25 protein-coding genes are annotated in these 24,747 nt (G+C 57.8%); 12 read left to right on the top strand and 13 right to left on the bottom strand.

All coding sequences use genetic code 11. The features are described 5' to 3' along the window. Position 1: 1 nt before the first annotated feature. Together rfaF and rfaD are read right to left on the bottom strand one after the other, a co-directional pair. Positions 2 to 1,060, bottom strand: coding sequence for an ADP-heptose--LPS heptosyltransferase RfaF (gene rfaF, locus N438_RS18365; RefSeq protein WP_032736543.1), 1,059 nt, complete (start codon positions 1,058 to 1,060; stop codon positions 2 to 4). A gap of 8 nt (positions 1,061 to 1,068) precedes the next feature. Next, positions 1,069 to 2,001, bottom strand: a complete 933-nt coding sequence (gene rfaD / locus N438_RS18360) for an ADP-glyceromanno-heptose 6-epimerase (protein ID WP_008806849.1) — start codon at positions 1,999 to 2,001, stop codon at positions 1,069 to 1,071. Between the two features lie 213 nt (positions 2,002 to 2,214). Here rfaD and kbl point away from each other — a divergent pair, with 213 nt between their 5' ends. From kbl to N438_RS18345, 3 genes are all read left to right on the top strand, one after another. Then, positions 2,215 to 3,408: a glycine C-acetyltransferase gene (gene kbl / locus N438_RS18355; protein WP_008806850.1), complete on the top strand. Its 1,194-nt coding sequence runs from the start codon at positions 2,215 to 2,217 to the stop codon at positions 3,406 to 3,408. A 12-nt stretch (positions 3,409 to 3,420) separates the two neighbouring features. Then, positions 3,421 to 4,446 (top strand): L-threonine 3-dehydrogenase, encoded by a 1,026-nt coding sequence (gene tdh / locus N438_RS18350; RefSeq protein WP_004205051.1) that lies wholly within the window; start codon positions 3,421 to 3,423, stop codon positions 4,444 to 4,446. A gap of 169 nt (positions 4,447 to 4,615) precedes the next feature. Further along, the gene (locus N438_RS18345) at positions 4,616 to 5,404 is read left to right on the top strand and encodes a glycosyltransferase family 2 protein (RefSeq protein WP_116696405.1); all 789 of its coding nucleotides are present in this window, start codon (positions 4,616 to 4,618) and stop codon (positions 5,402 to 5,404) included. A gap of 5 nt (positions 5,405 to 5,409) precedes the next feature. Here N438_RS18345 and N438_RS18340 read toward each other — a convergent pair whose 3' ends face one another. The 3 genes from N438_RS18340 to gpmM are packed head-to-tail and all read right to left on the bottom strand — an operon-like array spanning position 5,410 to position 9,195. Further along, positions 5,410 to 6,366, bottom strand: a complete 957-nt coding sequence (locus tag N438_RS18340) for a divergent polysaccharide deacetylase family protein (RefSeq protein WP_008806852.1) — start codon at positions 6,364 to 6,366, stop codon at positions 5,410 to 5,412. A 3-nt stretch (positions 6,367 to 6,369) separates the two neighbouring features. Next, the gene (gene envC, locus N438_RS18335) at positions 6,370 to 7,641 is read right to left on the bottom strand and encodes a murein hydrolase activator EnvC (RefSeq protein WP_008806853.1); all 1,272 of its coding nucleotides are present in this window, start codon (positions 7,639 to 7,641) and stop codon (positions 6,370 to 6,372) included. Positions 7,642 to 7,650: 9 nt separating this feature from the next. Then, complete coding sequence (gpmM, locus tag N438_RS18330; RefSeq protein ID WP_008806854.1) at positions 7,651 to 9,195, bottom strand: 2,3-bisphosphoglycerate-independent phosphoglycerate mutase; 1,545 nt, start codon at positions 9,193 to 9,195, stop codon at positions 7,651 to 7,653. Between the two features lie 245 nt (positions 9,196 to 9,440). On the opposite strand from gpmM, the gene N438_RS18325 reads away from it, so the two are divergent. From N438_RS18325 to cysE, 5 genes are all read left to right on the top strand, one after another. Continuing rightward, on the top strand, positions 9,441 to 9,872 hold the full coding sequence (locus N438_RS18325; protein WP_008806855.1) for a rhodanese-like domain-containing protein: 432 nt from the start codon (positions 9,441 to 9,443) through the stop codon (positions 9,870 to 9,872). Positions 9,873 to 9,976: 104 nt separating this feature from the next. Continuing rightward, positions 9,977 to 10,228: a glutaredoxin 3 gene (gene grxC / locus N438_RS18320; RefSeq protein WP_008806856.1), complete on the top strand. Its 252-nt coding sequence runs from the start codon at positions 9,977 to 9,979 to the stop codon at positions 10,226 to 10,228. 60 nt (positions 10,229 to 10,288) lie between these two features. After that, a complete protein-coding gene (gene secB / locus N438_RS18315; RefSeq protein ID WP_002922428.1) occupies positions 10,289 to 10,756 on the top strand; it encodes a protein-export chaperone SecB in 468 nt (155 codons plus the stop codon). Further along, positions 10,756 to 11,775, top strand: coding sequence for an NAD(P)H-dependent glycerol-3-phosphate dehydrogenase (gene gpsA / locus N438_RS18310; protein ID WP_116696404.1), 1,020 nt, complete (start codon positions 10,756 to 10,758; stop codon positions 11,773 to 11,775). The genes secB and gpsA overlap by 1 nt, the downstream gene beginning before the upstream one ends. A 73-nt stretch (positions 11,776 to 11,848) precedes the next feature. Further along, positions 11,849 to 12,670, top strand: coding sequence for a serine O-acetyltransferase (gene cysE / locus N438_RS18305; RefSeq protein WP_002922426.1), 822 nt, complete (start codon positions 11,849 to 11,851; stop codon positions 12,668 to 12,670). Between the two features lie 81 nt (positions 12,671 to 12,751). Here cysE and trmL read toward each other — a convergent pair whose 3' ends face one another. The 5 genes from trmL to N438_RS18280 form a co-directional block, all read right to left on the bottom strand. After that, complete coding sequence (trmL, locus tag N438_RS18300) at positions 12,752 to 13,225, bottom strand: tRNA (uridine(34)/cytosine(34)/5-carboxymethylaminomethyluridine(34)-2'-O)-methyltransferase TrmL (RefSeq protein WP_004205043.1); 474 nt, start codon at positions 13,223 to 13,225, stop codon at positions 12,752 to 12,754. A gap of 180 nt (positions 13,226 to 13,405) precedes the next feature. Beyond that, a complete protein-coding gene (gene lldD, locus N438_RS18295; protein WP_008806858.1) occupies positions 13,406 to 14,590 on the bottom strand; it encodes an FMN-dependent L-lactate dehydrogenase LldD in 1,185 nt (394 codons plus the stop codon). Continuing rightward, positions 14,590 to 15,363, bottom strand: coding sequence for a transcriptional regulator LldR (gene lldR / locus N438_RS18290; protein WP_008806859.1), 774 nt, complete (start codon positions 15,361 to 15,363; stop codon positions 14,590 to 14,592). Before lldR ends, lldD begins: the two co-directional genes overlap by 1 nt. After that, entirely contained in the window at positions 15,360 to 17,015 is a 1,656-nt protein-coding gene (lldP, locus tag N438_RS18285; RefSeq protein ID WP_008806860.1) for an L-lactate permease, read from the bottom strand. The genes lldR and lldP overlap by 4 nt, the downstream gene beginning before the upstream one ends. A 284-nt stretch (positions 17,016 to 17,299) precedes the next feature. Further along, positions 17,300 to 17,662 carry a YibL family ribosome-associated protein gene (locus N438_RS18280; RefSeq protein ID WP_008806861.1) on the bottom strand — a complete coding sequence of 121 codons (363 nt, stop codon included), beginning with the start codon at positions 17,660 to 17,662 and terminating at the stop codon, positions 17,300 to 17,302. A gap of 272 nt (positions 17,663 to 17,934) precedes the next feature. Here N438_RS18280 and N438_RS18275 point away from each other — a divergent pair, with 272 nt between their 5' ends. Next, positions 17,935 to 18,159 (top strand): hypothetical protein, encoded by a 225-nt coding sequence (locus tag N438_RS18275; RefSeq protein WP_012540317.1) that lies wholly within the window; start codon positions 17,935 to 17,937, stop codon positions 18,157 to 18,159. On the opposite strand, the gene mtlR is transcribed toward N438_RS18275, so the two are convergent. From mtlR to mtlA, 3 genes are all read right to left on the bottom strand, one after another. Then, positions 18,148 to 18,744 (bottom strand): mannitol operon repressor MtlR, encoded by a 597-nt coding sequence (mtlR, locus tag N438_RS18270; protein ID WP_002922401.1) that lies wholly within the window; start codon positions 18,742 to 18,744, stop codon positions 18,148 to 18,150. The two genes, N438_RS18275 and mtlR, sit on opposite strands and share 12 nt — an antisense overlap. Continuing rightward, entirely contained in the window at positions 18,744 to 19,892 is a 1,149-nt protein-coding gene (mtlD, locus tag N438_RS18265) for a mannitol-1-phosphate 5-dehydrogenase (protein ID WP_008806863.1), read from the bottom strand. The genes mtlR and mtlD overlap by 1 nt, the downstream gene beginning before the upstream one ends. Before the next feature lie 102 nt (positions 19,893 to 19,994). Beyond that, positions 19,995 to 21,902 carry a PTS mannitol transporter subunit IICBA gene (mtlA, locus tag N438_RS18260; RefSeq protein ID WP_004173919.1) on the bottom strand — a complete coding sequence of 636 codons (1,908 nt, stop codon included), beginning with the start codon at positions 21,900 to 21,902 and terminating at the stop codon, positions 19,995 to 19,997. 538 nt (positions 21,903 to 22,440) lie between these two features. Between mtlA and N438_RS18255 the strand changes: the two genes are divergently transcribed. From N438_RS18255 to N438_RS18245, 3 genes are all read left to right on the top strand, one after another. Further along, the gene (locus N438_RS18255) at positions 22,441 to 22,809 is read left to right on the top strand and encodes a DUF3302 domain-containing protein (protein ID WP_008806865.1); all 369 of its coding nucleotides are present in this window, start codon (positions 22,441 to 22,443) and stop codon (positions 22,807 to 22,809) included. Positions 22,810 to 22,812: 3 nt separating this feature from the next. Next, entirely contained in the window at positions 22,813 to 23,949 is a 1,137-nt protein-coding gene (locus tag N438_RS18250) for an HlyD family secretion protein (RefSeq protein ID WP_009484617.1), read from the top strand. Positions 23,950 to 24,055: 106 nt separating this feature from the next. After that, complete coding sequence (locus N438_RS18245; RefSeq protein ID WP_004145238.1) at positions 24,056 to 24,664, top strand: glutathione S-transferase; 609 nt, start codon at positions 24,056 to 24,058, stop codon at positions 24,662 to 24,664. The last annotated feature ends 83 nt before the right edge of the window (positions 24,665 to 24,747 follow it).

Genomic DNA, 24,747 nt, shown 5'->3' with positions numbered 1-24,747 from the left:
GTTACGCTTCCTCGTGCTCGGTTTTTTCCGCTAACAGTTCGTTCAGCTCTTGCAGGACGCGTTCTGGGGTGATGTCGATCAGGCTCTGATGATAGCCTTCCGCGGCATCGCCTTTGCGCACCTTGTGGTAGCCGCTAATCAGGCGGATAACCCGCGCTTTATGCGACAGCGGCGGGGTGAAGTCCGGGCTGCTCGGGCCATACAGCGCCACCAGCGGGCGGTCCAGCGCGGCGGCGACGTGCATCAGCCCCGAATCGTTAGTCACTACAGCTTTACAGGCGGCGATCAGAATGACCGCCTGCTCCAGCTGGGTTTCACCCGCCAGATTACGGCACCAGGCCTGCTGCTCGCTGCTGAGGGCGGCGATGATCTCTTTGCCGGCCTCGTTATCTTTCGCCGAGCCGAATAACGCAATCTGATAGCCATCGTCGATAAGCTTTTTAGCCAGCGCGGCGTAGTGATAGTGCGGCCAGCGTTTGGCCGGACCGAATTCCGCGCCGGGGCAGAAGCCGATGATCGGCCGCTCGTTTGAGAGATTAAAGGCGTTGCAGGCCTGTGATTTTTCGCCATCGTTGACCTGCAGCTGCGGCCACAGCAGCGGCTGCGGCAGATCGTTGGCGCAGCGCATCACGCCGTTGTCGTAGGCCAGCGCCACGTAGCGTTCCACCATCAGCGGCCAGGCGTCTTTGTCCAGTACCCGGGCGTCGTTGAGCAGACCGTAGCGCATCTCGCCGCGCCAGCCGGTGCGCAGCGGGATGTTGGCAAAGAAGGGGACTAATGCCGATTTAAACGAGTTCGGCAGCACGTAAGCGCGATCGTAGCGACGCTCGCGCAGGCTATGGCCGAGCTTGCGGCGTTCGCCGATAGCCAGCGCGCCGTGGCCCAACGGCATCGGGATCGCTTCATTCACTTCCGGCATGCGCGATAGCAACGGACGGCACCAGGCTGGCGCCATCACGTCGATAATCGCCTGGGGATAGCGCGCCCTGAGCGTACGATAAAGACTTTGCGACATCATCATGTCGCCCACCCAAGACGGGCCTACCACCAGAATTTTCATGTTATCTCTTACGCATCCCGATTCAGCCAGGCCATATATTCCGTTACGCCTTCGGCAACGGTTTTGAACGGTTTGTCATAGCCCGCTTTGCGCAGGTTAGTCAGATCGGCCTGGGTGAATGCCTGGTAGCGGCCTTTCAGTTTGTCCGGGAACGGGATGTACTCAATGCTGCCTTTTTTATGGAAAGCCAGGGTCGCATCGGCAACCGCCTGGAAGGATTCCGCGCGGCCGGTGCCAAGGTTGAAGATCCCGGACACGCCGTTTTCCCAGAACCACAGGTTGACGTCTGCCACGTCGCCCACGTAGACGAAGTCGCGCTTGAAGCCGTCGCTGCCTTCGAACAGTTTCGGACTTTCGCCATTATTCAGCTGGGTGTTGAGGTGGAAAGCGACGCTCGCCATGCTGCCTTTGTGGCCTTCGCGCGGCCCGTAGACGTTGAAGTAGCGGAAGCCGACGATCTGCGAATTGGCTTCCGGCAGGATCTGGCGGACGTATTCGTCGAACAGGAATTTGGAGTAGCCGTAGACGTTCAGCGGCTGTTCGTACTCACGGGACTCGATGAAGTCGCTGGTGCGCCCGCCGTAGGTGGCGGCGGAAGAGGCGTACAGGAACGGGATTTCGCGCTCCAGGCAGTAGTGCAGCAGCTCTTTAGAGTACTGATAGTTGTTATCCATCATGTACTTGCCATCCCACTCTGTGGTGGAAGAGCACGCGCCTTCGTGGAAGATCGCTTCGATTTCACCGAACTCTTCACCCGCCATTATCTGGATCAGAAAGTCTTCTTTATCCATGTAGTCAGCGATGTTCAGGTCAACCAGATTCACAAACTTGGTGCCGTCTTTCAGATTGTCGACAACCAGAATGTCGGTGATGCCTTTGTCATTCAGCGCTTTAACGATGTTGCTGCCGATAAAGCCTGCGCCGCCGGTAACGATGATCATAACTGTACCTTTGAAGTTGGGAGCCCGAAGACAATCCGGGCATGAATGCTCATATCATATCACCACATGAGCAAGCCTACAGCCATTCGCAGAATAAGGTGCTGGGCTGACGTGATTTATGCTGCAAATAATTCATTCAGGCCTGCATCATCTCGTATCAGCGTATAGCTTTGGGTAATATGTGCCAAATTTTGCCGAATCTGGAGAGTTGCAATGCGTGGTGATTTCTACAAACAGTTAACGAGTAATCTGGAAACCGCTCGGGCCGAAGGCTTGTTCAAAGAAGAGCGGATCATCACCTCGGCGCAGCAGGCGGACATTACCGTCGGCGACAGCCATGTGATTAACTTCTGCGCCAATAATTATCTGGGTCTGGCGAACCACCCGGAACTGATTGCCGCAGCGAAATCCGGTATGGACAGCCACGGCTTCGGGATGGCCTCGGTGCGCTTCATCTGCGGTACCCAGGACACGCATAAGCAGCTGGAGAAGAAGCTGGCCGATTTCCTCGGTATGGAAGACGCGATCCTCTACTCCTCCTGCTTTGACGCCAACGGCGGCCTGTTTGAAACGCTGCTCGGGCCGGAAGACGCCATTATCTCCGACGCCCTGAACCATGCCTCGATCATCGACGGCGTGCGCCTGTGTAAAGCGAAGCGCTTCCGCTATGCCAACAACGACATGCAGGAGCTGGAAGCGTGTCTGAAAGAAGCGCGCGAGGCCGGCGCGCGTCACGTGCTGATCGCCACCGATGGCGTCTTCTCGATGGATGGCGTGATCGCCAACCTGAAAGGCGTTTGCGACCTGGCGGATAAATACGATGCGTTGGTGATGGTCGATGACTCCCACGCCGTCGGCTTCGTCGGCGAAAACGGCCGCGGCTCTCATGAATATTGCGACGTGATGGGTCGCGTCGACATCATCACCGGCACGCTGGGTAAAGCGCTGGGCGGCGCCTCCGGGGGCTACACCGCCGCACGCAAAGAGGTGGTTGAGTGGCTGCGCCAGCGTTCCCGTCCGTATCTGTTCTCCAACTCTCTGGCGCCGGCCATTGTGGCCGCCTCCATCAAAGTGCTGGAGATGGTTGAAGAGGGGGCAGACCTGCGCGATCGGCTGTGGGCTAACGCGCGTCTGTTCCGCGAAAAAATGACCGCGGCAGGTTTCACGCTAGCGGGCGCCGACCACGCCATCATTCCGGTGATGCTGGGTGAAGCGGTGGTGGCGCAGAACTTTGCCCGCGAGCTGCAGAAAGAAGGGATCTATGTCACCGGCTTCTTCTATCCGGTGGTACCGAAAGGCCAGGCGCGTATTCGCACCCAGATGTCGGCGGCGCATACCCCTGAACAAATTGAGCGTGCGGTGGAAGCCTTTACCCGCATCGGCAAACAACTGGGCGTCATCGCCTAATAAGGGTGTGAGATGAAAGCGTTATCCAAACTGAAAGCGGAAGAAGGCATCTGGATGACCGACGTACCGGAACCGGAAGTCGGCCATAACGATCTGCTGATTAAAATCCGCAAAACCGCCATTTGCGGAACCGACGTGCACATCTACAACTGGGATGAGTGGTCGCAGAAGACCATTCCGGTGCCGATGGTGGTCGGTCACGAATACGTCGGCGAAGTGGTGGGGATTGGTCAGGAAGTGCGCGGCTTTAAGATTGGCGACCGCGTCTCCGGCGAAGGGCATATCACCTGCGGCCACTGCCGCAACTGCCGCGCGGGCCGCACCCATTTGTGCCGCAACACCATCGGCGTGGGCGTCAACCGCCCGGGCTGCTTTGCCGAGTATCTGGTGATCCCGGCTTTTAACGCCTTTAAAATCCCCGACAATATCTCTGATGACCTGGCGTCTATCTTCGACCCGTTCGGCAACGCGGTGCACACCGCGCTCTCCTTCGATCTGGTCGGGGAAGATGTACTGGTTTCCGGCGCCGGTCCGATCGGCGTGATGGCGGCGGCGGTGGCGAAACACGTCGGCGCGCGTAACGTGGTGATCACCGACGTCAACGAGTACCGTCTGGAGCTGGCGCGCAAAATGGGCGTTACCCGCGCGGTGAACGTGGCGAAAGAGAACCTCAACGACGTGATGGCCGAGCTGGGCATGACCGAAGGTTTCGACGTGGGCCTGGAGATGTCCGGCGCGCCGCCGGCGTTTCGCAGCATGCTCGATACCATGAACCACGGCGGCCGTATCGCGATGCTGGGTATCCCGCCGTCGGATATGTCCATCGACTGGACCAAGGTCATCTTCAAAGGGCTGTTTATTAAAGGGATCTATGGTCGCGAAATGTTCGAAACCTGGTACAAAATGGCGGCGCTGATCCAGTCTGGTCTGGATCTTTCACCGATCATCACCCACCGCTTCGGCATTGATGACTTCCAGAAAGGTTTTGACGCGATGCGCTCCGGCCAGTCCGGTAAAGTGGTTCTGAGCTGGGAATAACGCCTCCGGGCTGTTGTAAAAATCAGCAAAAAAGGCGCCTGCGGGCGCCTTAATTTAGATTTGGATAACATTTTTAGCCTGCTTAATATTAAGCGCACAATTTCTACATCGATTTTACGGTTATTCGCTTATACAGTGTGTTTAGTCGCGGTTTAACTTTGTAACTATCATGCTTAAACTCTCCGTATGCTTACTGACCTGTAACTCTGCGCGCCTGCTGATGGAGGTGCTGCCGCCGCTGCTGAAGGTGGCCGATGAATGTATCATCGTCGACTCCGGCAGCACCGACGAAACGGTCTCTATTTGTCAGCAGTTTGGTCTCACCGTCCATCATCATGCCTATAAAGCCCACGGCGCCCAGATGAACTATGCCATCGGGCTGGCCAGCCATGACTGGGTGCTGTGTATGGATAGCGATGAGATTCTTGATAACGACGTGGTGGCGGCAATTCAGGCGTTAAAAGCGGGCGAGGAGCCAGACCCAACCTGCGCCTGGCGTTTGCCGCGCTACTGGTTTGTGCTCGGCACGCAGGTGCGAACGATCTACCCTATTTCTTCGCCGGATTACCCGGTGCGTCTCTTTAACCGCCAGCAGGCGCGGTTTAACGACCGGCCGGTGGATGACCAGGTGGTCGGACACGCACGCTCCGTCAGGCTGCCGGGCTTTGTACGCCATGACACCTTTTATTCGCTGCATGAAGTGTTTAATAAGCTGAACAGCTATACCACCCGGCTGGTGAAGTACCAGCAGATCAAACCTTCGCTGATGCGGGGGATCGTCAGCGCCATTGGCGCTTTCTTTAAGTGGTATCTCTTTAGCGGAGCGTGGCGCTATGGCAAAGTCGGCGTGGTCACCGGCCTGTACGCCACGTTTTACAGCTTTCTCAAATATTTTAAGGCGTGGTACGCCCACGAAGATAACCAGGCGCCCGTCGCGCAAAAGCGAACGGACCCCTGAGTGGTCTAGTTGCCGGGATTGTCCCAGCCTTGCCATTTGAGGCGATAGTACTGGACCAGCGCGCTCTGGCTGATGCTGTCGCTGAGGATAGTGAAGAAGCGGCTGGCGTTCACGGGCTCCAGCGGGCGCTTCGGCTTGCAATACTTCACGCCGTGGAACGGATTACGCGGCTTCTGCTGCTGCGGCGGCGTTTGTTGCGCGGGCGGCTGAGCGTAGTTTGGCGTCGAGTTGTCGACCTGCGGCTCGTTGAGCAGGCTGCTCGGGCGCACCAGCGTGATATCCGGCGGCAGGTTATAGACCATCTGCTGCAGCACCCGCACCGTCGTCGGATGCGGATGGCCAATGGCTATTGCCGAACCGTTGCGCCGCGCCAGGGCGATGGCGCGATTGAACTGGGTGCGGATATCGGCTTCATTCTGCGTATCGTCAAGAAACACCTTGCGCTTAATCACCTTCACCCCGGTGCCCTGCGCGGCGCGCATGGCCTGGGTGTTGCCGATGGTGACGCTATCGAGAAAATAGAGATTGTAGCGCTCCAGGGCCTGCATCACCTTCTGCATACCAAACAGGTTGGAGGTCATCGCGCTGCCCATATGGTTATTCAGCCCGACGGCGTAGGGAACTTTGCCGTAAGCCTCGCGAATGATGCGCTCGATCTCCTCGCTGCTCATTTCGGGACGCAGGGTGTCTTTTTCCAGCGGCTGTTTGCTGAGCGGCGCCATCGGCAGGTGGATGAGCACTTCATGGCCCAGATTATGCGCTTTCGTGGCCATTTCCCGGGCGTGCGGCGCGTTCGGCAGCACGGCGACGGAGATAGTTGACGGCAGCGCCAGCACCTGATTCTCGGTCTGCGGGCGGTAGCCAAAATCGTCAATAACGATGGAGAGTTTGCCAGCGAACGCTGGCGCCGCCAGAGCCAGCGAACCGGCTACGGCAAGAGCAATTGCGCGAAATTGAAGCAAAACTTATCTTCCCAACCACGGCTGTGGATTGACCGCCTGACCCTGGCGGCGAATTTCGAAATAGAGCGACGGACGGCCCTGACCGCCGCTGCTGCCTACGAGCGCGATAGGCTGACCGGCACGAACCTGCGTACCGACGCTGACCAGCGCGCTTTGGTTATAGCCATACAGGCTCATGTCGCCTTTGCCATGTTCGACCACCACCACCAGACCATAGCCCTGCAGCCAGTCGGCCAGAATGACCCGACCATCGGCAATGGCTCTGACTTCGGTGCCTTCAGACGCGGCGATAACCATCCCTTTCCAACGTAGTTCACCTTGCAGCTGTTCGCCATATCGATGAAGGAGCGGACCGCGAACCGGCCAGAACGCCTGGCCGCGCGGCGAGCCCAGCCCGCCGGTGCGTGACATCAGCGAACGCTCGCTTTCCGTTGGTTTATAGGTGGTGCCTTTGCGCGATGCTTCCTGCTGGCGGTCGCGCACCGCCTGCGCATCGCGAGCTTCCCGATCGGCTCGGGCTTTGGCGGCAGCCTCCGCCTGGGCGATACGACCGCGTAGGCGCGATTCGTTAGCCCGCAATTCACTCAACTGTTGCTGACCCTGCTGAATGGCGGACTCCAGACCGGAAAGGGTCTTTTTCCGTTCGTTACGCGCCTGCTCCAGCTTCGCCTGCTGGGCTTTTTGCTCGTAGACCAGCGTCTGCTGCTGGCTCTGCTTCTCTTCGAGCATCGACTTTTGCACCGCCATCTCTTCGCGCGTTTTCTTCAGCTCCGCAATAGTCTCCTGACGGGCCTGGTTGAAATAGCTGAAGTAGACCTGCATCCGCTGATTGCGCTGGCCCTCTTCACCGCTCAGCACCATCTGGATGCCGGTATGCGGTCCCTGGCGGAACGCGGCGTCAAGCTGCGCAGCGAGGTTACGCTCCTGAGACGCGCGCTGACGCTCCAGCTTCGCGAGAGAAGCGTTCATCTCGTCAATCTGCTTATTGAGCTGGTTCAGGCTGTCCTGGGTTTCACGCAGTTTGCGGGCCGCGGCGGCGATCGCCTCTTCCTGCGCTTTGAGCTGGGCGAGCAGGCTTGCGCGCTGCTGCTGCTGTTGCTTAATCGCCCGCTGCCTGGCGGCGATGTCGGCCTGGATGGACTTTAGCTGATCGCGATCGTCGGCGTGCGCAGATGACGCGCACAGCAATACGCCAGCGCTGAGCGCGCTGGCGTAAAGGACGGATCGAACTGCCGTTGCGATCCATGTAGTTGAATACGTCGCCTTTCCCCTCATGGGGAAGGATTATTCCACGATGAACAGCGGCTTGCCAGTCATCTCTTGCGGGATTTCCATTCCCATCAGCGACAGCATGGTCGGGGCGATGTCGGAAAGTTTACCGCCATTGACCGCTTTGACCGCTTTGTTACCGACGTAGATCAGCGGAACCGGCAGGTTGGTATGGGCGGTGTGCGCCTGACCGGTGGCCGGGTCGCGCATCTGCTCGGCGTTGCCGTGGTCGGCGGTGATCAGCAACTGGCCGCCAACGGATTCCACTGCCTGAGTCACCTGGTCGATGCAGTGATCCAGCGCTTCAACCGCTTTCACTGCCGCTTCCATCACCCCGGTATGGCCAACCATATCGCCGTTCGGGTAGTTACAGATGATGGTGTCGTATTTGCCACCTTTGATGGCGGCGACCAGTTTCTCGGTCAGCTCGGCGGAGCTCATTTCTGGCTGCAGATCGTAGGTTGCCACTTTTGGTGAGTTAATCAGAATACGCTCTTCGCCTTTAAACGGCTCTTCTACGCCGCCGTTGAAGAAGAAAGTCACGTGAGCGTATTTCTCGGTTTCGGAGATGCGCAGCTGGGTTTTATCGTGCTTCGCCATCCACTCGCCGAAGGTGTTAGCCAGTGAGGCGGGTGGATAAGCGCAGGCGACTTTGATGTCGGCGGCGTATTCGGTCAGCATCACGAAATCGAGGTTAACCACTTTTTTACGCGCGAAGCCGTCGAAGTCGGCGTTGACGAAGGCGCGGGTGATTTCACGCGCGCGGTCAGCACGGAAGTTCATGAAGATCAGCGCGTCGCCGTCTTCCATCGCGGCATCGGCCTGGCCGGCGGCGCGGATAACGGTGGCTTTGACGAATTCGTCGTTTTCGTCACGGGCGTAGGCGGCCTGCAGACCCGCGACGGCGGTATCGGCCTGGAATTCGCCTTTCGCCAGGGTCATCAGATCATAAGCTTGTTCCACGCGATCCCAGCGGTTATCGCGATCCATGGCATAGTAGCGGCCAATAATAGACGCGATGCGGCCTTTGCCCAGCGCGGCAAATTTGGCTTCGAATGTCGCCAGCGTTTTTTCCGCGCTGCGCGGCGGCGTATCACGGCCATCAAGGAAGGCGTGCAGATAGATTTTCTCAGCGCCGCGCTCTGCTGCCAGCTCCACCATCGCCATGATGTGATCTTCGTGGCTGTGGACGCCACCCGGAGACATCAGGCCCATGATGTGGACCGCTTTACCGGCGGCAACCGCTTTGTCGACCGCGGCGGTGAGTACCGGGTTGGCGAAGAAGGTGCGTTCTTTAATTTCAACATCGAGACGGGTCAGGTCCTGGTAGACGATACGACCGGCGCCCAGGTTGACGTGGCCTACTTCGGAGTTCCCCATCTGACGGTCCGGCAGGCCGACTTCCAGGCCAGATGCATCGATCAGGGTATGCGGACGTTTGGCCCACAGGGCGTCCATTACCGGCGTTTTAGCGCTGTAAATGGCGTTATCCTGTTGGTCTTCGCGATAGCCGTAGCCATCCAGAATCACCAGTACCATAGGTTTTTTAGAAACCGACATTGCGACAACCTCATGCTCAAAGACAGAAATTTTGCGTAATTTTACTACAGCTGAATCGTTTAAATCCCCGTGAAAGATCAAAGAAAGGGAAGGGGCGGCGTCAGAGGCGATGATGAAGGCGGCTTTTTTTTCGTGACCGCCCGCAGAAAATACATTACATCGCGCTCACTGGCTGTATTTGCCGCAATGCACAGGTATACTCCTTCCCTGGTTTTTTATCACTTAGTCGGGAGTTGTAACCCCCCATGCAAGAAATTATGCAATTCATCGGCCGTCACCCGGTCCTGAGCATCGCGTGGATCGCGCTGCTGGGTGCGGTACTCTTCACCACCTTTAAAGGGTTGATGTCGAAAGTTAAAGTCATCACCCGTGGTGAAGCGACGCGTCTTATCAATAAAGAAGATGCGGTGGTGGTCGACCTGCGTCAGCGTGACGATTTCCGTAAAGGCCATATTGCCGGCGCCATCAACCTGCTGCCTGCCGATATCAAAGCCAATAACGTCGGCGAGTTGGAAAAACACAAATCGCAACCCATTATTGTGGTAGACGGTTCCGGCATGCAGGCGCAAGAGCCAGCCAGCGCGCTGAACAAAGCCGGGTTTGAAAAAGTCTTTGTACTGAAAGAGGGCATCGCAGGCTGGAGCGGCGAAAACCTTCCTCTGGTACGCGGCAAATAACTTACCTCGCGTGGTAATGCCGCCGCGCTTTCCCCTTCATGCCTGACGTGAGGGGAAGCTCAGGCTGCGGCGTAAAACCCCAGGGTAAAAACAGGAGTAAAGTCATGGCCAATATTGAGATCTACACCAAAGCGACCTGCCCGTTCTGCGTACGCGCGAAAGCGCTGTTGAACAGCAAAGGCGTAACGTTCCATGAGTTGCCGATCGATGGCGATGCCGCGAAGCGTGAGGAGATGATCCAGCGCAGCGGACGGACGACGGTTCCGCAGATTTTTATTGATGCGCAGCACATTGGCGGCTGTGACGACTTGTATGCGCTTGATTCACGTGGTGGACTTGATCCCCTCTTGCGCTAATTTTTGCGCGCTTTCCCTGGTGGAAGCGCGTATTTAAGGACAACACGAAAGGGTTTTACTATGTCAGAACAAAACAGCACCGAAATGACCTTCCAGATCCAGCGTATCTATACCAAAGATATCTCTTTTGAAGCGCCGAACGCGCCGCAAGTTTTCCAGAAAGACTGGCAGCCGGAAGTTAAACTTGATCTGGATACCGCCTCCACCCAGCTGGCTGAAGGCGTTTATGAAGTGGTGCTGCGTGTGACCGTGACCGCCGCGCTGGGCGAAGAAACCGCGTTCCTCTGTGAAGTACAGCAGGGCGGTATTTTCTCCATCGACGGCATCGAAGGCACCCAGATGGCGCACTGCCTCGGCGCATACTGCCCGAACATTCTGTTCCCGTACGCGCGTGAGTGCATCACCAGCCTGGTTTCCCGCGGCACCTTCCCGCAACTTAACCTTGCGCCAGTGAACTTCGACGCGCTGTTTATGAACTATCTGCAGCAGCAGGCTGGCGAAGGTGCTGAACAACATCAGGATGCCTGATGAACGCACTTAATGCTGCAATGACTGTGATCGGTGCCGGCTCTTACGGCACCGCTCTTGCCATCACCCTGGCAAGAAATGGCCACCACGTTGTGCTCTGGGGCCATGACCCGAAACATATCGCGACGCTGCAACACGATCGCTGCAACGCCGCGTTCCTTCCCGATGTGCCTTTCCCGGATACGCTGCATCTTGAGAGCGACCTGGCCACCGCGCTGGCCGCCAGCCGCGACATCCTTGTCGTGGTGCCAAGCCATGTGTTCGGCCAGGTATTACGTCAGATTAAACCGCTGATGCGTCCTGACGCACGTCTGGTGTGGGCGACCAAAGGCCTCGAGGCTGAAACCGGCCGCCTGCTGCAGGACGTAGCGCGTGAAGCGCTGGGCGATGATATCCCGCTGGCGGTGATCTCGGGGCCAACCTTCGCCAAAGAGCTGGCCGCCGGTCTGCCGACGGCGATTTCGCTGGCAGCGACGGATCCGCAGTTTGCCGAGGCTCTGCAGCACCTGCTGCACTGCGGCAAAAGTTTCCGCGTCTACATCAATCCGGACTTTATCGGCGTGCAGCTCGGCGGCGCGGTGAAAAACGTCATTGCCATCGGGGCCGGTATGTCGGATGGCATCGGCTTCGGCGCCAATGCGCGTACGGCGCTGATTACCCGTGGGCTGGTGGAAATGTCCCGTCTCGGCGCGGCGCTGGGCGCCGATCCGGAAACCTTTATGGGCATGGCCGGTCTCGGTGACCTGGTGCTCACCTGCACCGACAACCAGTCCCGTAACCGTCGCTTCGGCATGATGCTCGGCCAGGGTATGGACGTGCAGAGCGCCCAGGACAAGATTGGCCAGGTGGTCGAAGGCTACCGCAATACCAAGGAAGTTCGCGTTCTGGCACAGCGTTTAGGTGTCGAAATGCCAATAACCGAGGAAATTTATCAGGTATTGTATTGCGGAAAAATTGCGCGCGAGGCAGCATTGACCTTATTGGGTCGCGCCCGCAAGGACGAGCGCAGCAGCAATTAGCTTTCCTTTGTCACCTGAATGACCCTGCCAGCGCAGAACTGGCAGGTCATTATCATATCGTCTGGAGTATGCAATGCCGTGTGAAGAACTGGATATCGTCTGGAATAATATTAAAGCCGAAGCCCGGGCTCTGGCTGACTGTGAGCCGATGCTCGCCAGTTTTTACCACGCTACGCTACTCAAGCATGAAAATCTGGGCAGTGCGCTGAGCTATATGCTGGCCAACAAGCTGGCCTCGCCGATTATGCCAGCGATCGCCATTCGCGAAGTGGTGGAAGAGGCCTATGCCGCCGATCCGGAAATGATCGCCTCCGCCGCCTGCGATATTCAGGCGGTGCGCACGCGCGACCCGGCGGTGGATAAATACTCCACGCCGCTGCTCTACCTGAAGGGTTTCCATGCGCTGCAGGCCTACCGTATCGGCCACTGGCTGTGGACTCAGGGCCGACGTGCGCTGGCGATTTTCCTGCAAAATCAGGTCTCCGTCTCCTTCCAGGTGGATATCCACCCGGCGGCGAAAATCGGCCGCGGGATCATGCTCGACCACGCCACCGGCATTGTGGTCGGCGAAACGGCGGTGATTGAAGATGACGTCTCTATCCTGCAGTCGGTCACCCTCGGCGGTACCGGTAAAACCAGCGGCGACCGTCACCCGAAAATTCGCGAAGGCGTGATGATTGGCGCCGGGGCGAAGATCCTCGGTAATATCGAAGTGGGACGTGGGGCGAAGATTGGCGCCGGTTCGGTGGTATTGCAGCCGGTTCCGCCGCACACCACCGCGGCGGGCGTACCGGCGCGCATCGTTGGCAAGCCGGAGAGCGACAAGCCGGCGATGGACATGGATCAGCATTTCAACGGCATCCACCACACCTTCGAGTACGGCGACGGGATTTGATGTATTGCCATTTGCCGCTGTTAAGCTTAGATATGTAGCCCGGATAAGGCGCGGTGCGCCGCCATCCGGGAATGGCTCAGGTTAGCTGCGCAACACGGCGCCCGGATACCCCAGCTGGCGCCAGGCCTCATACACCACCACCGACACCGCGTTGGACAGGTTCATGCTGCGGCTGTCCGGCATCATCGGAATACGGATTTTCTGCTCTGGCGGCAGGGCATCGAGGATGCTGGCCGGCAGACCGCGGGTTTCCGGGCCAAACATCAAGAAATCGCCATCCTGATAGCTCACTGCGCTGTGCGCCGGCGTGCCTTTGGTGGTCAGGGCGAACAACCGCTGTGGCTGCGCGCTGGCGAGAAACGCCGCGTAATCCGCATGGCGCTGCACGGCAGTGAACTCGTGATAGTCCAGTCCGGCGCGTCTCAGGCGTTTATCGTCCCAGGTAAAGCCCATCGGCTCAATGATATGCAGACTGAAGCCCGTGTTGGCGCACAGGCGGATAATATTCCCGGTGTTCGGCGGGATCTCTGGTTCGAATAACACGATGTTCAGCATACTGCCCCCTTAATTGCGGGGGGCAGAATAGCAGATATTTGGCGAACCCTCACCCCGACCCTCTCCCTGAGGGAGAGGGGGAAAACCGGCGCCGGTCGGTGGACCGGAGGGCGCGGGTAAAGGTCCGACCCTCTCCCTTTGGGAGAGGGTTAGGGTGAGGGGAGAGAATGACGCCGCCGCCTACGCGGCGTTATTCTGCTTCAGCGCATCGAAGGTCTGCAGCGCTTCGGCATTCTGCACCAGCGAATCACGGCTGATTTCACGGATGGTTTTCGCCCCGGTCAGGGTCATCGCCACTTTCATTTCTTTTTCGATCAGGTTCAGCAGATTCGCCACGCCCTGCTTACCGTGGGTCGCCAGGGCGTACAGATACGCGCGGCCCAGCAGTACGCTGTCGGCGCCCAGGGCAATCATCCGCACCACGTCGAGACCGTTGCGGATGCCGCTGTCGGCGAGAATAGTGATGTCGCCTTTCACCGCGTCGGCAATGGCCGGCAGGGCGCGGGCCGAGGAGAGCACGCCATCGAGCTGGCGGCCGCCGTGGTTAGAGACCACAATGCCGTCAGCGCCGAAGCGCACCGCGTCGCGGGCGTCCTCCGGATCGAGGATCCCTTTGATCACCATCGGACCGTCCCAGAAATCGCGGATCCACTCGAGGTCTTTCCATGAAATCGACGGATCGAAGTTATTCGCCAGCCAGCCGATGTAATCCTCCAGACCGGTCGGTTGGCCGAGATAGGCGGAGATATTGCCCAGATCGTGCGGGCGACCGTTAAGGCCGACGTCCCACGCCCACTGCGGATGAGTCACCGCCTGCCAGTAGCGGCGCAGGGCGGCGTTCGGGCCGCTCATGCCGGAATGGGCGTCGCGGTAGCGGGCGCCAGGGGTCGGCATATCGACGGTAAAGACCAGCGTCGAGCAGCCGGCGGCCTTGGCGCGCTCCAGCGCATTGCGCATAAAGCCGCGGTCGCGCAGGACGTATAACTGGAACCACATCGGGCGTTTGATGGTCGGGGCGACCTCTTCAATCGGGCAAACGGAAACGGTAGAGAGGGTGAACGGAATGCCTTTGTCGTCCGCCGCGCCGGCGGCCTGCACTTCGCCGCGGCGAGCGTACATTCCGCACAGCCCGACCGGCGCCAGCGCCGTCGGCATCGCCAGCTTCTCATTGAACAGAGTGGTCTCGAGACTCAGATCCGACATATTGCGCAAAATACGCTGGCGCAAGGCCACATCGGACAGGTCCTCGACGTTACGGCGCAGGGTATGTTCGGCGTAGGCGCCGCCGTCGATATAGTGGAACAGAAACGGCGGCAGGATACGCTGTGCGGCGGCGCGATAGTCGCTGGCGGCGGAAATAATCATCACGAGTTCTCCCTGGAATTTTCATTGTGGTCACCGGGCAGGCGGGTAATTCGCGCCTGGCGGGCCTGGTCTTCATCAAAACGTTTAATCGTGGCGTGGACAAAACCTAAGTGGCCCATCATCGCCTGGCGCGCCGCCTCGGCGTCACCGGCAACAATAGCCTCCATAACGGCCTGGTGCTGTTCAGTCAGGCGGGCAAACACCGGCGGCACCAGATACATGCGCTGGCGGCTCTGCTTAACGGAGGAGTGCAGCAGGTCGAAAAAACCGCGCATGGTTTGCAGGAGCACCACGTTATGCGAGGCTTCGGCGATGGCCAGATGGAAGCGGACATCCGCCTGCGAGGCGATATCCGGGTCTTCACTCTGGGTCGCTTCAAAGCACAGACGAATTTTTTCTTTATCGGCGTCGGTGGCCCGCATCGCTGCGTGCCACGCGGTGCTGGCCTCGATGGCGTGGCGGGCTTCGAGGATGTCGAAGCTGTAGTCCGGGTCATCGGCCAGCAGCGTCTTCAGCGGCTGGACGATGTTTTGCTCCGACCACGGTTCATGCTGCCAGCGGACGAAGGTGCCGCCGCCGCGACGGCTCAGCAGCACGCCTTCATTGACCAGCATCGCCAGCGCTTCGCGCAGGGAATTGCGCGAGACGCCGAGCTGGGCGGCGAGCTGGCGTTCAGCGGGCAGTCGCATGCCCGCCTCCAGCTGTTGTTCTTCAATCAGCGCCCGGACGCGACGCGCCACGTCGTCGGCCAGGCGTTTAGGCATCACTATCACGGGATCATCCAGGTTAAAACGTAGGCCTGCAGCGTGGTGATCAGGCCCACCATGCAGGTGAAGATCAGGCTGTGTTTGACGGTAAAGCGGAACAGATCCGACTCTTTACCCACCAGGCCTACCGCGGCGCAGGCGATGGCGATCGACTGCGGGGAAATCATCTTGCCGGTGACGCCGCCGGTGGTGTTGGCCGCGACCAGCAGAATATCGGAGACGCCAATCTGCTGCGCGGCCGTTGCCTGTAGTGCGGCGAACAGGGCGTTAGACGAGGTGTCCGAACCGGTCAGGAATACCCCCAGCCAGCCAAGGAACGGCGAGAAGAAGGTAAACGCGTGGCCGGTATGCGCCAGCGCCAGGGCCAGGGTCGACGACAGCCCGGAGTAGTTGGAGATAAAGGCGAACGCCAGCACCATGCCGATAGAGTAGATCGGCAGCGCCAGATCCTTCAGCGTCCCGGCGAAGGTGGTCAGCGCGTCTTTTGGCTTCATGCGCAGCCAGACGATGGACAGCAGGGCGGCGAACAGAATGGCGGTGCCGGTTGCCGACAGCCAGTCGAATTTATACACCGCGGCGTATGGCGTCGCGGCGCTAACTACCGGCGGCATACGGGCAACCATTTTGTCGAGGAACGGCACCGAAATATTGATGACGAAGTCATACATTGCGCCGCCCGGTGCGAACAGCGCTTTAAACGGCGGCACGCTCCACAGGGTCACGGTGGCGGTCAGGAACAGGAACGGCGACCAGGCGCGGATCACTTGTCCCGCCGTGTAGCGGGTGCGGGCCAGCGTCATATCCACCTGCGAGGCGCCGATATCGCCGAAGCGGAAGATGCGTACCGGCTGCCAGCGTTTGAGGAACAGGGTCAGACAGACCAGGGAGACCAGCGACGAGATGATGTCCGGCAGCTCCGGGCCAAGGAAGTTAGAGCTGAGGTACTGGGCAATAGCGAACGAACCGCCTGCCACCATCACCGCCGGCCAGGTCTCTTTGATGCCGCGCCAGCCATCCATGATGGCCATGATCCAGAACAGGACGATAATGGTCAGGAACGGCAGCTGACGGCCCACCATCTGGCCGATAGCAAAGCTGTCGATACCGGTCACCTGGCCGGCGACCAGGATCGGGATGCCCATCGCGCCGAAGGCCACCGGCGCGGTGTTGACGATCAGGCACAGGCCAGCCGCATACAGCGGGTTAAACCCAAGGCCGACCAGCAGCGCGGCGGTAATCGCCACCGGCGCGCCGAAACCCGCCGCCCCTTCGAGAAAGGCGCCGAACGAGAAGCCGACGATCAGCATCTGCAGGCGCTGGTCCGGCGTAATCGACAGAATCGATGAGCGGATGATGTCGAACTGCCCGGTCTTCACCGAGATTTTATAGACGAAGACCGCGGCGATAATAATCCACGCGATAGGCCACAGGCCGTAGAAGAAGCCGTAGACCACCGAGGCTAAGGCGCGGTCCACCGGCATTTTATAGAACAGCAAGGCGACGGCCAGCGCAATAGCGACGGTCCAGGTGGCTGCGAGGTAGCCTTTCAGTTTGAGCTTAATCAGCGCAAAAAAGAAAAACAGAATCGGTAGCGATGCGATAAGACTGGATAACCAGATATTACCGGCGGGATCGTAGTTTTGTTGCCAGAGATTCATGCAGGGTCTCCATCGGGCCGCCAGGAGAGGAGGGCTGAGTCTGCGCTCATTGCCGATCCCATCGTAGGTAAAATTGGCCCGGCCAATTAAGGGTATCAGGGTTGATGACAACGAATGGTTAATCAGATGTTGCTCTTAAGCAACGTGTTTGTGATGTATTTTGATGGATTTGTGAACTGCTGGGGGGTAGATGAAATTATTGGTTGGACCAATCGACCTGGCTGAGGGTAAAAATGTGGGAAGTGAAGACAGAATGACCCTCTCCGGGCGGAGAGGGCAGGGGATCAGAATTCGCTGCGGGCGAAACCGGTCATCTCTTTCAGACCCATTTCCCGGCCCAGAGCGGTCATCGGATGGACGACCACCAGACCGCGAACGCTTTTCTTCAGCTTGCCCATATCGGCCTGCTCTTTTTTGGTGATCGCGCGGCGGAACGGCAGGCTCATTAGTTTTTGCGCCTCTTTGCTCAGCTTCTGGCTCTGGACGGAACGCAGACGTTCAATCTCCGCTTCCAGGGTGGCTTTTTCTTTTTCCAGCTCGGCGTATTTGTCGGCGGCTTCCACCAGCGACAGTTCGGCCTGCTGATGGCGGATGGCGTCGAGACGGTCGCTCAGGCGCTTGATTTCATTCTTTTCGACTTCTTTCATGGTGACTTAATCTGTTAATAAAGGGGCTTCATTCGCCTATAGTATGTGCCGTGACCGCCATTGTTGATAGTTATTTATCAAAAATTCGCCGTTTATCGCCCGCAGAATGCTATACCAGCGCTCGCTAATAATTTGAATTTTATTAATATTCCGCCTAATACCCGTTCTAATTTCATTTCTGTGAAGCCCGTCGGAAGATAAGCACGTTTTCCTTAACCCGCGCCGGTGATTTGGCTAATGCTTAATCAGATTATTCCCAAAAGGAGGACGTGATGGCAAAGATCGGCGACGGCGTACCACGTTTAATCGATAAAGCGGTTGATTTTATGGCTTCCAGTCAGGCGTTTATGGAGTATTTGAAAAAATCTCCGCGTCTGCAGCATATACCGCGAGATATTCCCCAGGATAAGGAAGCGTTGTTTCTGCAGCGTCTGGAATATTATCGTCAGCTTTACCGGCCGACCTGCGACCAGACGGAGCCGGAGTCAGAGCGTTGATTTCTGGAAGGCTTTTTTTAAGCTGATTCGCGAAATCAGCTCAGTCAGGGACAACACCATTGTTGAGCGCACCATCTGCTGGTAACGCAGCTTCTGCATTGCCAGCAGTTCGGCATCGCTATCATCAAACTGCGGCGTTGGCGGCAGGGCGGCGACGCAGTGCAGCTCGCCGAACGGCCCGATAATTTCGTCGTCGGTAAAGCTGTACTCATTGCCGTCGTGGTTAAGCTCTTCGCGCAGGGCCATCAGCAGTTCGGCGTCTTCATATTCGGCACGACTTATCACCCCAAGGCCATAAATCAGCTTCAGGCGTACAGAGAGATCGCCGAGCGGCCCGCTGCCCTCCAGCAAGGGCTCGACGGCGTATTTCACCGCGTAGTCGTCTTTACGGAACACCTGAAGCACCAGAATATTGACCGCTTCCGTTAACAGTTCGACGGTGGCGATCAGGAAGCTTCGTACGGTTTTGCCAGCATTCAGACGCTCAAGCACACGGTTTTCAAATGCTTGTGTTTCTTCCATCATTGCCTGCATATCTGACAGGAGTCGTAATGGGCGCGACGTTGGTCGCGCCAGGTTGTGCATCATTTTTCCGCGTTGTAGTCGTTAACGGCCTCCGCGACGACATCACTTGCGGCATCCAGGCCGGAAATCTGCGCCAGCGCGGCCTGCGGCCCCTTGTCGGCGATCAGTGCCGCCAGCTCCTGCGCCTGCGGATCGTCTTCGCTACGGAAATGCATCGCCGCTGCAATCCCTTTCACCAGGTTGCGGTGCGGCAGACCGTATTCCAGGGTACCCAGCAGCGGCTTAATTAAACGGTCGCCAGCGCTCAGTTTGCGCAGCGGCTGACGGCCAACGCGCTCAACATCGTCTTTCAGGTACGGGTTCTCGAAACGTCCAAGAATTTTCTGGATATAAGCCGCGTGTTTCTGCGGGTCAAAGGCGTAACGTTTGATCAGCACCGCGCCGCTCTCTTCCATCGCGCCCTGCACGACGGCACGAATTTTCTCGTCGAGGATCGCGTCGCGAATCGTCTGGTGGCCCGCCAGTTTTCCGAGGTAGGCGGTTATAGCATGCCCGGTGTTCAAGGTGAAGAGCTTGCGTTCGACAAATGCCATCAGGTTATCAGTTAATTCCATTCCCGGGATAGTCGGCAGCGCTCCTTTGAACTGCGTCTTATCGACAATCCACTCGCTGAAGGTTTCCACGGTGACTTCCAGCGGGTCATGGGTGGCGGAAGCCGATGGCGGCACAATACGGTCAACGGCAGAGTCGACAAAGCCGATATGGGCTTCAACCCACGCTTTATCTTCTTCCGCCAGCGCGTTAAACACGTGGCCTTTTAACTGCGTGGTGCCGCGCACCATATTTTCGCAGGCGATAATGTTCAGCGGACGTTCGCTGCCCTGCGCTTTGCGCTTCGCCAGTCCTTTGGCGATGGCCGGGGCGATGCGCTCAAGTACGACGGGACCGACGGCGGTGGTGACCAGATCCACCTCAGCGATCAGGTCCACAACCTCATCGCCGATGCTGCTGACGGCATTGACGCCGGAGACAGTATCCACCTGCTCATTCTCACCGACGACGTGAACCTGATAGCTATGACGGGCATTCAGGGCATCAAGTACGGTCTGATTGACATCGGCGAACGTCAGTTCAATGCCCGCGTCGGCCAGCAATTTACCGATAAAGCCACGTCCGATATTACCTGCGCCAAAATGTAATGCTTTCATAGTATTAACCTTCAATTAATGTTTTTACCTGAGAGGGCTGGGGTGAGGCTTTGCCCCTCACCCAAACCCTCTCCCAAAGGGAGAGGGAATGGACCGCTTTGGTTATTTATTCAACAGTGCCAGAACTTCGTCGACGCTGGTGGTTTTCGCCAGGCGCTCAATCACGGTTTCGTCATCCAGGGCGTTAGTCAGGCTGGTGATAACCTGAATATGCTCGTTGTTGCGGGCCGCGATGCCGATGACCAGACGGGCGACATCGTCTTCATCTTCCCCAAAGCGCACGCCTTCCGGGTACTGGCAGAAGACGACGCCGGTTTTCAGCACACGGTCTTTCGCTTCGATGGTGCCGTGCGGTACCGCGATGGACTCGCCGAGATAGGTCGAGGTCAGTTTTTCGCGGTCCAGCATCGCCTGCACATATTCCGGCTCGACGTAGCCGCCTTTCACCAGCTGCTCGCCGGCGAAGCGAATGGCTTCTTCTTTGGTGGCTGCTTTGCGCCCGAGGAAGATGTTATCCGCACCCAACTGGAACAGGTTTTTGTCGCCATCATCAAAGCTGTCTTTCAGGCTATCGGTAACTTTCACTTCATTCTCGATGTGGCGCTGGGCCGCGACCAGACGCTCAGTCAGGCTGGTGTACAGACCGCTGTCGAGGAAGTTGGTCAGCGAAATATGCTGCGCCTGTGGTACCTGGCGCATCGCCCGCTCGGTCAGGTCACGGTGAGTGATAACCAGGTCAACATCCGGCGGCAGGTTATTGATCGCGCTGTTGGTAACCGAGATGTTACTCAGTCCGGCATCCTGCACTTTCTTGCGCAGTACCCCGGCGCCCATGGCGCTGGAACCCATCCCGGCGTCGCAGGCGACGATGATTTTACGCACATGGCTCAGGTCGTTGGTGACATTACCGGCCGCCAGCGGGCTGGCGCCTTTGGATTCCGCTTTCATGTCATGCATACGACGCGTTGCGGCTTCGATATCGTCTTCTTCTTTTACCTTGCTGGTCTTCAGCAGAACCGCAGAGACCACGAAGGAGACCGCCATCGCTGCGATAATCGCGGCGATGTTAGCGAAGTAGGCGCCTTTCGGCGTCATCGCCAGCACCGCCAGGATAGAGCCTGGGGAAGCCGGAGAGACCAGACCGCCATTGAGGATGGTCAGGGTGAAGACACCGGTCATCCCGCCGAGGATAACGGCCAGGATCAGACGTGGGTTCATCAGCACGTACGGGAAGTAGATTTCATGGATACCCCCCAGGAAGTGGATGATAGCCGCCCCGCCTGCTGACTGTTTTGCGCTGCCGCGACCAAAGAACATGTACGCCAGCAGAACGCCCATCCCCGGACCCGGGTTAGCTTCAATCAGGAAGAAGATAGATTTACCCAGCTCGTGGGACTGCTGAATACCCAGCGGCGAGAAGATACCGTGGTTAATGGCGTTATTGAGGAACAGGATTTTTGCCGGTTCCACGAAGATAGACGCCAGCGGCAGCATGTCGTGCGCCACCATAAAGTTAACGCCAGCCGCCAGAATTTTCGACAGAACTTCAACCGCCGGGCCAATGCCGAGGAAGGCCAGAATGGCGAGGATCATCCCGATGATGCCAGCGGAGAAGTTATTCACCAGCATTTCAAAACCGGATTTGATCTTACCGTCTACCCAGTTATCGAACTTCTTGATGCAGTAGCCGCCCAGCGGGCCGGCAATCATTGAGCCGAGGAACATCGGCATATCCGCGCCGACGATAACGCCCATGGTGGTGATCGCCCCGACCACGCCACCACGTTCGCCGCCGACTAATTTACCGCCGGTGTAACCGATCAGCAGCGGCAGCAGGTAGGTGATCATCGGACCGACCAGCTTCGCCAGCGTTTCGTTTGGCAACCACCCTGTCGGAATGAAAAGCGCGGTGATGATACCCCACGCGATAAACGCGCCGATATTCGGCATCACCATATTGCTGAGGAAACGACCAAAGCTTTGCACCTTGATCTTGATATCGGATGACATAAAACACCCCTTCTTCTGTTTTGCGTATCGCGCAGGCTTAAAGCCCGAGGTTTGTTGTTAATGTGGCGGCAGAGGTAGCCGGGCCCTGATTGATAGTGCGAAATCTGGCACTGAATCGTTTAGCTGTCCAGCTAGCGCCCTTTTGTGTGATACGGATCACATGAATATAGGGGGCAAAGCGCTTTTTGTAGTGATGTTGATCACATAATTACTGTGTAAAAAAACAACACAGCGCCTTTTTAGCCGCTGATCTGCCTTTTTGTGTGATATTTGTCACAATTTTGTTTCGTGGTTTTGTTGTTTGTTTGTGATTTTGATCACAAAGAATTTCACGGTGGATTTTTGCCGCTGTGATCTCGGCCCGGTTTTGCGGCCAGGGCGAGATGGCTCTGTAACTAAGCAACCTTAACTGCCGAATAACTTTTTTACGCCGGATGGCAAAAATGAAAGGCGTGAATTATGCTCAAAATAGCGGCCCGAATGTCAGTGGGTCGTGAATAAAATTCATATAAATTATTAGCGTAAAGCCGAGGGAATTATGTTTCTCAATTATTTTGCGCTGGGCGTTCTGATCTTCGTTTTTCTGGTCATTTTTTATGGGATTATCATTATTCACGATATTCCTTATTTGATCGCCAAAAAACGCAACCACCCTCATTCCGATGCTATTCATGTCGCCGGATGGGTCAGTCTTTTTACTCTCCACGTCATCTGGCCGTTTTTATGGATTTGGGCCACGTTGTACCAGCCTGAGCGCGGCTGGGGCATGCAGCATAAGGCGAATACGGCCCCTGATGAACCTGAAAAAGAGACCGATATACAACAGCTTCGCCAACGACTGAGCGACCTTGAACACCAGGTGGCGGCCATCCAGCGGCCGCAGTCCATCTCTGCGGCGGAGAAATAATCTATGGATCTGTTGATAATTTTGACCTACGTGGCCATCGCCTGGTCGATATTTAAAATCTTCAAAATACCGGTAAATAAATGGACGGTACCTACCGCGGCGCTGGGGGGCGTATTTATTGTTAGCGCGCTTATTTTATTAATGAACTATAACCACCCTTACACCTTTCTGGCGCAAAAGGCGGTGATATCTATTCCTATTACGCCGCAGGTTACCGGAGTGGTTAACAGCGTCACCGACAAAGCGAATCAGCGCGTCAAAAAGGGTGAGGTGCTTTTTACCATTGACCCGGCACGCTATCAGGCGCGGGTCGACCGTCTGCAGGCCGACCTGGTGACGGCGCTGCACAGTATTAACACCCTCAAGGCGCAGCTCTCTGAAGCCCAGGCCAACACCACCCGCGTGTCGGCGGAGCGCGATCGCTTATACAAGGACTATCAGCGCTACCTGAAAGGGAGCCAGGCGCGGGTGAACCCGTTCTCGGAAAGTGACATCGATAACGCCAGGCAGAATTACCTTGCCCAGGACGCGCTGGTCAAGGCGTCGGTGGCGGAGCAGGCGCAGATCCAGAGCCAGCTGGACAGCATGATCAACGGCGAGCAGTCGCAAGTGGCCAGCCTGCGCGCCCAGCTGGCGGAGGCGAAATATAATCTCGACCAGACCACCGTGCGGGCGCCCAGCGATGGGTATATCACCCAGGTGCTGATCCGTCCGGGGACCTATGCCGCTTCGCTGCCGCTGCGTCCGGTGATGGTGTTTATCCCCGAGCAAAAACGGCTGATCGTCGCCCAGTTTCGGCAAAATTCCCTGTTAAGGCTGGAGAAAGGCGACGACGCGGAAGCGGTGTTTAACGCCCTGCCCGGGCAGGTGTTCCACGGCAAACTGGTGAGTATTTTACCGGTGGTGCCGGGAGGAAGTTATCAGGCGCAAGGGGCGTTACAGTCGCTGACCGTGACGCCGGGCAGCGATGGCGTGCTGGCGACCATCGAGCTCGACCCCAATGCCGAAATTGATGCGCTGCCCGATGGCATCTACGCGCAGGTGGCGGTCTACTCCGACCATTTCGCCCACGTCTCGGTGATGCGTAAAGTGCTGCTGCGGATGACCAGCTGGATGCACTACCTCTATCTCGATCATTAATGCGATCGGCGGCAGGTTGAGCGGGACGCTCACCTGCCTTTTGTCCTGCCCTGAGCCATACTCATATCTTTGTTGGCGATAATTTGTTGGCGATAAGGAGCAGGCTATGAAACTGATCGGCAGCTACACCAGTCCCTTTGTGCGCAAAATCTCCGTGATCCTGCTGGAAAAGCGCATCCCTTTTGAGTTTGTCAACGAATCCCCCTACAGCGAAAGCAACGGTGTGGCGCGCTATAACCCGCTGGGCAAAGTGCCGGCGCTGGTGACGGACGACGGTGAGTGCTGGTTTGACTCCCCGGTCATCGCCCAGTATCTGGAGCTGCTGGGCGTGGCGCCGCCGATGATCCCCGCCGACCCCAGAGCCGCTCTCAGGATGCGTCAGCTTGAAGCACTGGCGGATGGGGTGATGGAGGCCGCCCAGGCGCTGGTGCGTGAAAAGGCTCGCCCGGGCGCGCAACAGTCAGAGCAAGAGCTGCTCCGCCAGCGGGAGAAAGTGGCTCGCGGCCTCGACCGGCTGGAAGCCTGCGCGGCAGACGGAACGCTGCGCGGCGACGAGGTTAATCTGGCGACCATTTCAACGGCCTGCGCCATTGCTTATCTGAACTTTCGCCGGGTCGCGCCCGGCTGGTGCGCCACCCGGCCGCAACTGGTGAAGCTGGTGGATGCGTTGTTCCAGCGCGCCAGCTTTGCGCGTACCGAACCGCCGCGGACTTGACCCAGGCAGGTAACAGTTTGCGCAAGGAGGCGTTACAATCGCCGCTGATTGTTGACTCCCTCTCCCGTCGGGAGGGGGGAAAA

This window comes from Klebsiella sp. GL120222-02 (genome assembly GCF_003097195.1).
In the GTDB taxonomy this organism is placed as follows: Bacteria; Pseudomonadota; Gammaproteobacteria; order Enterobacterales; family Enterobacteriaceae; genus Klebsiella; species Klebsiella variicola.
This window is presented reverse-complemented; position numbering and strand designations above follow the sequence as displayed.

Excerpts from the sequence above, each read along its gene's own strand:
- mtlD (WP_008806863.1), bottom strand. The coding sequence starts at position 19,892 with ATGAAAGCATTACATTTTGGCGCAGGTAATATCGGACGTGGCTTTATC.
- grxC (WP_008806856.1), top strand. The coding sequence starts at position 9,977 with ATGGCCAATATTGAGATCTACACCAAAGCGACCTGCCCGTTCTGCGTA.
- kbl (WP_008806850.1), top strand. The coding sequence starts at position 2,215 with ATGCGTGGTGATTTCTACAAACAGTTAACGAGTAATCTGGAAACCGCT.
- mtlA (WP_004173919.1), bottom strand. The coding sequence starts at position 21,902 with ATGTCATCCGATATCAAGATCAAGGTGCAAAGCTTTGGTCGTTTCCTC.
- lldD (WP_008806858.1), bottom strand. The coding sequence starts at position 14,590 with ATGATTATTTCCGCCGCCAGCGACTATCGCGCCGCCGCACAGCGTATC.
- mtlR (WP_002922401.1), bottom strand. The coding sequence starts at position 18,744 with ATGCACAACCTGGCGCGACCAACGTCGCGCCCATTACGACTCCTGTCA.
- cysE (WP_002922426.1), top strand. The coding sequence starts at position 11,849 with ATGCCGTGTGAAGAACTGGATATCGTCTGGAATAATATTAAAGCCGAA.
- rfaD (WP_008806849.1), bottom strand. The coding sequence starts at position 2,001 with ATGATCATCGTTACCGGCGGCGCAGGCTTTATCGGCAGCAACATCGTT.
- N438_RS18280 (WP_008806861.1), bottom strand. The coding sequence starts at position 17,662 with ATGAAAGAAGTCGAAAAGAATGAAATCAAGCGCCTGAGCGACCGTCTC.
- secB (WP_002922428.1), top strand. The coding sequence starts at position 10,289 with ATGTCAGAACAAAACAGCACCGAAATGACCTTCCAGATCCAGCGTATC.
- rfaF (WP_032736543.1), bottom strand. The coding sequence starts at position 1,060 with ATGAAAATTCTGGTGGTAGGCCCGTCTTGGGTGGGCGACATGATGATG.
- tdh (WP_004205051.1), top strand. The coding sequence starts at position 3,421 with ATGAAAGCGTTATCCAAACTGAAAGCGGAAGAAGGCATCTGGATGACC.
- gpsA (WP_116696404.1), top strand. The coding sequence starts at position 10,756 with ATGAACGCACTTAATGCTGCAATGACTGTGATCGGTGCCGGCTCTTAC.
- envC (WP_008806853.1), bottom strand. The coding sequence starts at position 7,641 with ATGAGGGGAAAGGCGACGTATTCAACTACATGGATCGCAACGGCAGTT.
- lldP (WP_008806860.1), bottom strand. The coding sequence starts at position 17,015 with ATGAATCTCTGGCAACAAAACTACGATCCCGCCGGTAATATCTGGTTA.
- trmL (WP_004205043.1), bottom strand. The coding sequence starts at position 13,225 with ATGCTGAACATCGTGTTATTCGAACCAGAGATCCCGCCGAACACCGGG.
- N438_RS18245 (WP_004145238.1), top strand. The coding sequence starts at position 24,056 with ATGAAACTGATCGGCAGCTACACCAGTCCCTTTGTGCGCAAAATCTCC.
- gpmM (WP_008806854.1), bottom strand. The coding sequence starts at position 9,195 with ATGTCGGTTTCTAAAAAACCTATGGTACTGGTGATTCTGGATGGCTAC.
- N438_RS18250 (WP_009484617.1), top strand. The coding sequence starts at position 22,813 with ATGGATCTGTTGATAATTTTGACCTACGTGGCCATCGCCTGGTCGATA.
- N438_RS18275 (WP_012540317.1), top strand. The coding sequence starts at position 17,935 with ATGGCAAAGATCGGCGACGGCGTACCACGTTTAATCGATAAAGCGGTT.
- N438_RS18255 (WP_008806865.1), top strand. The coding sequence starts at position 22,441 with ATGTTTCTCAATTATTTTGCGCTGGGCGTTCTGATCTTCGTTTTTCTG.
- N438_RS18345 (WP_116696405.1), top strand. The coding sequence starts at position 4,616 with ATGCTTAAACTCTCCGTATGCTTACTGACCTGTAACTCTGCGCGCCTG.
- N438_RS18325 (WP_008806855.1), top strand. The coding sequence starts at position 9,441 with ATGCAAGAAATTATGCAATTCATCGGCCGTCACCCGGTCCTGAGCATC.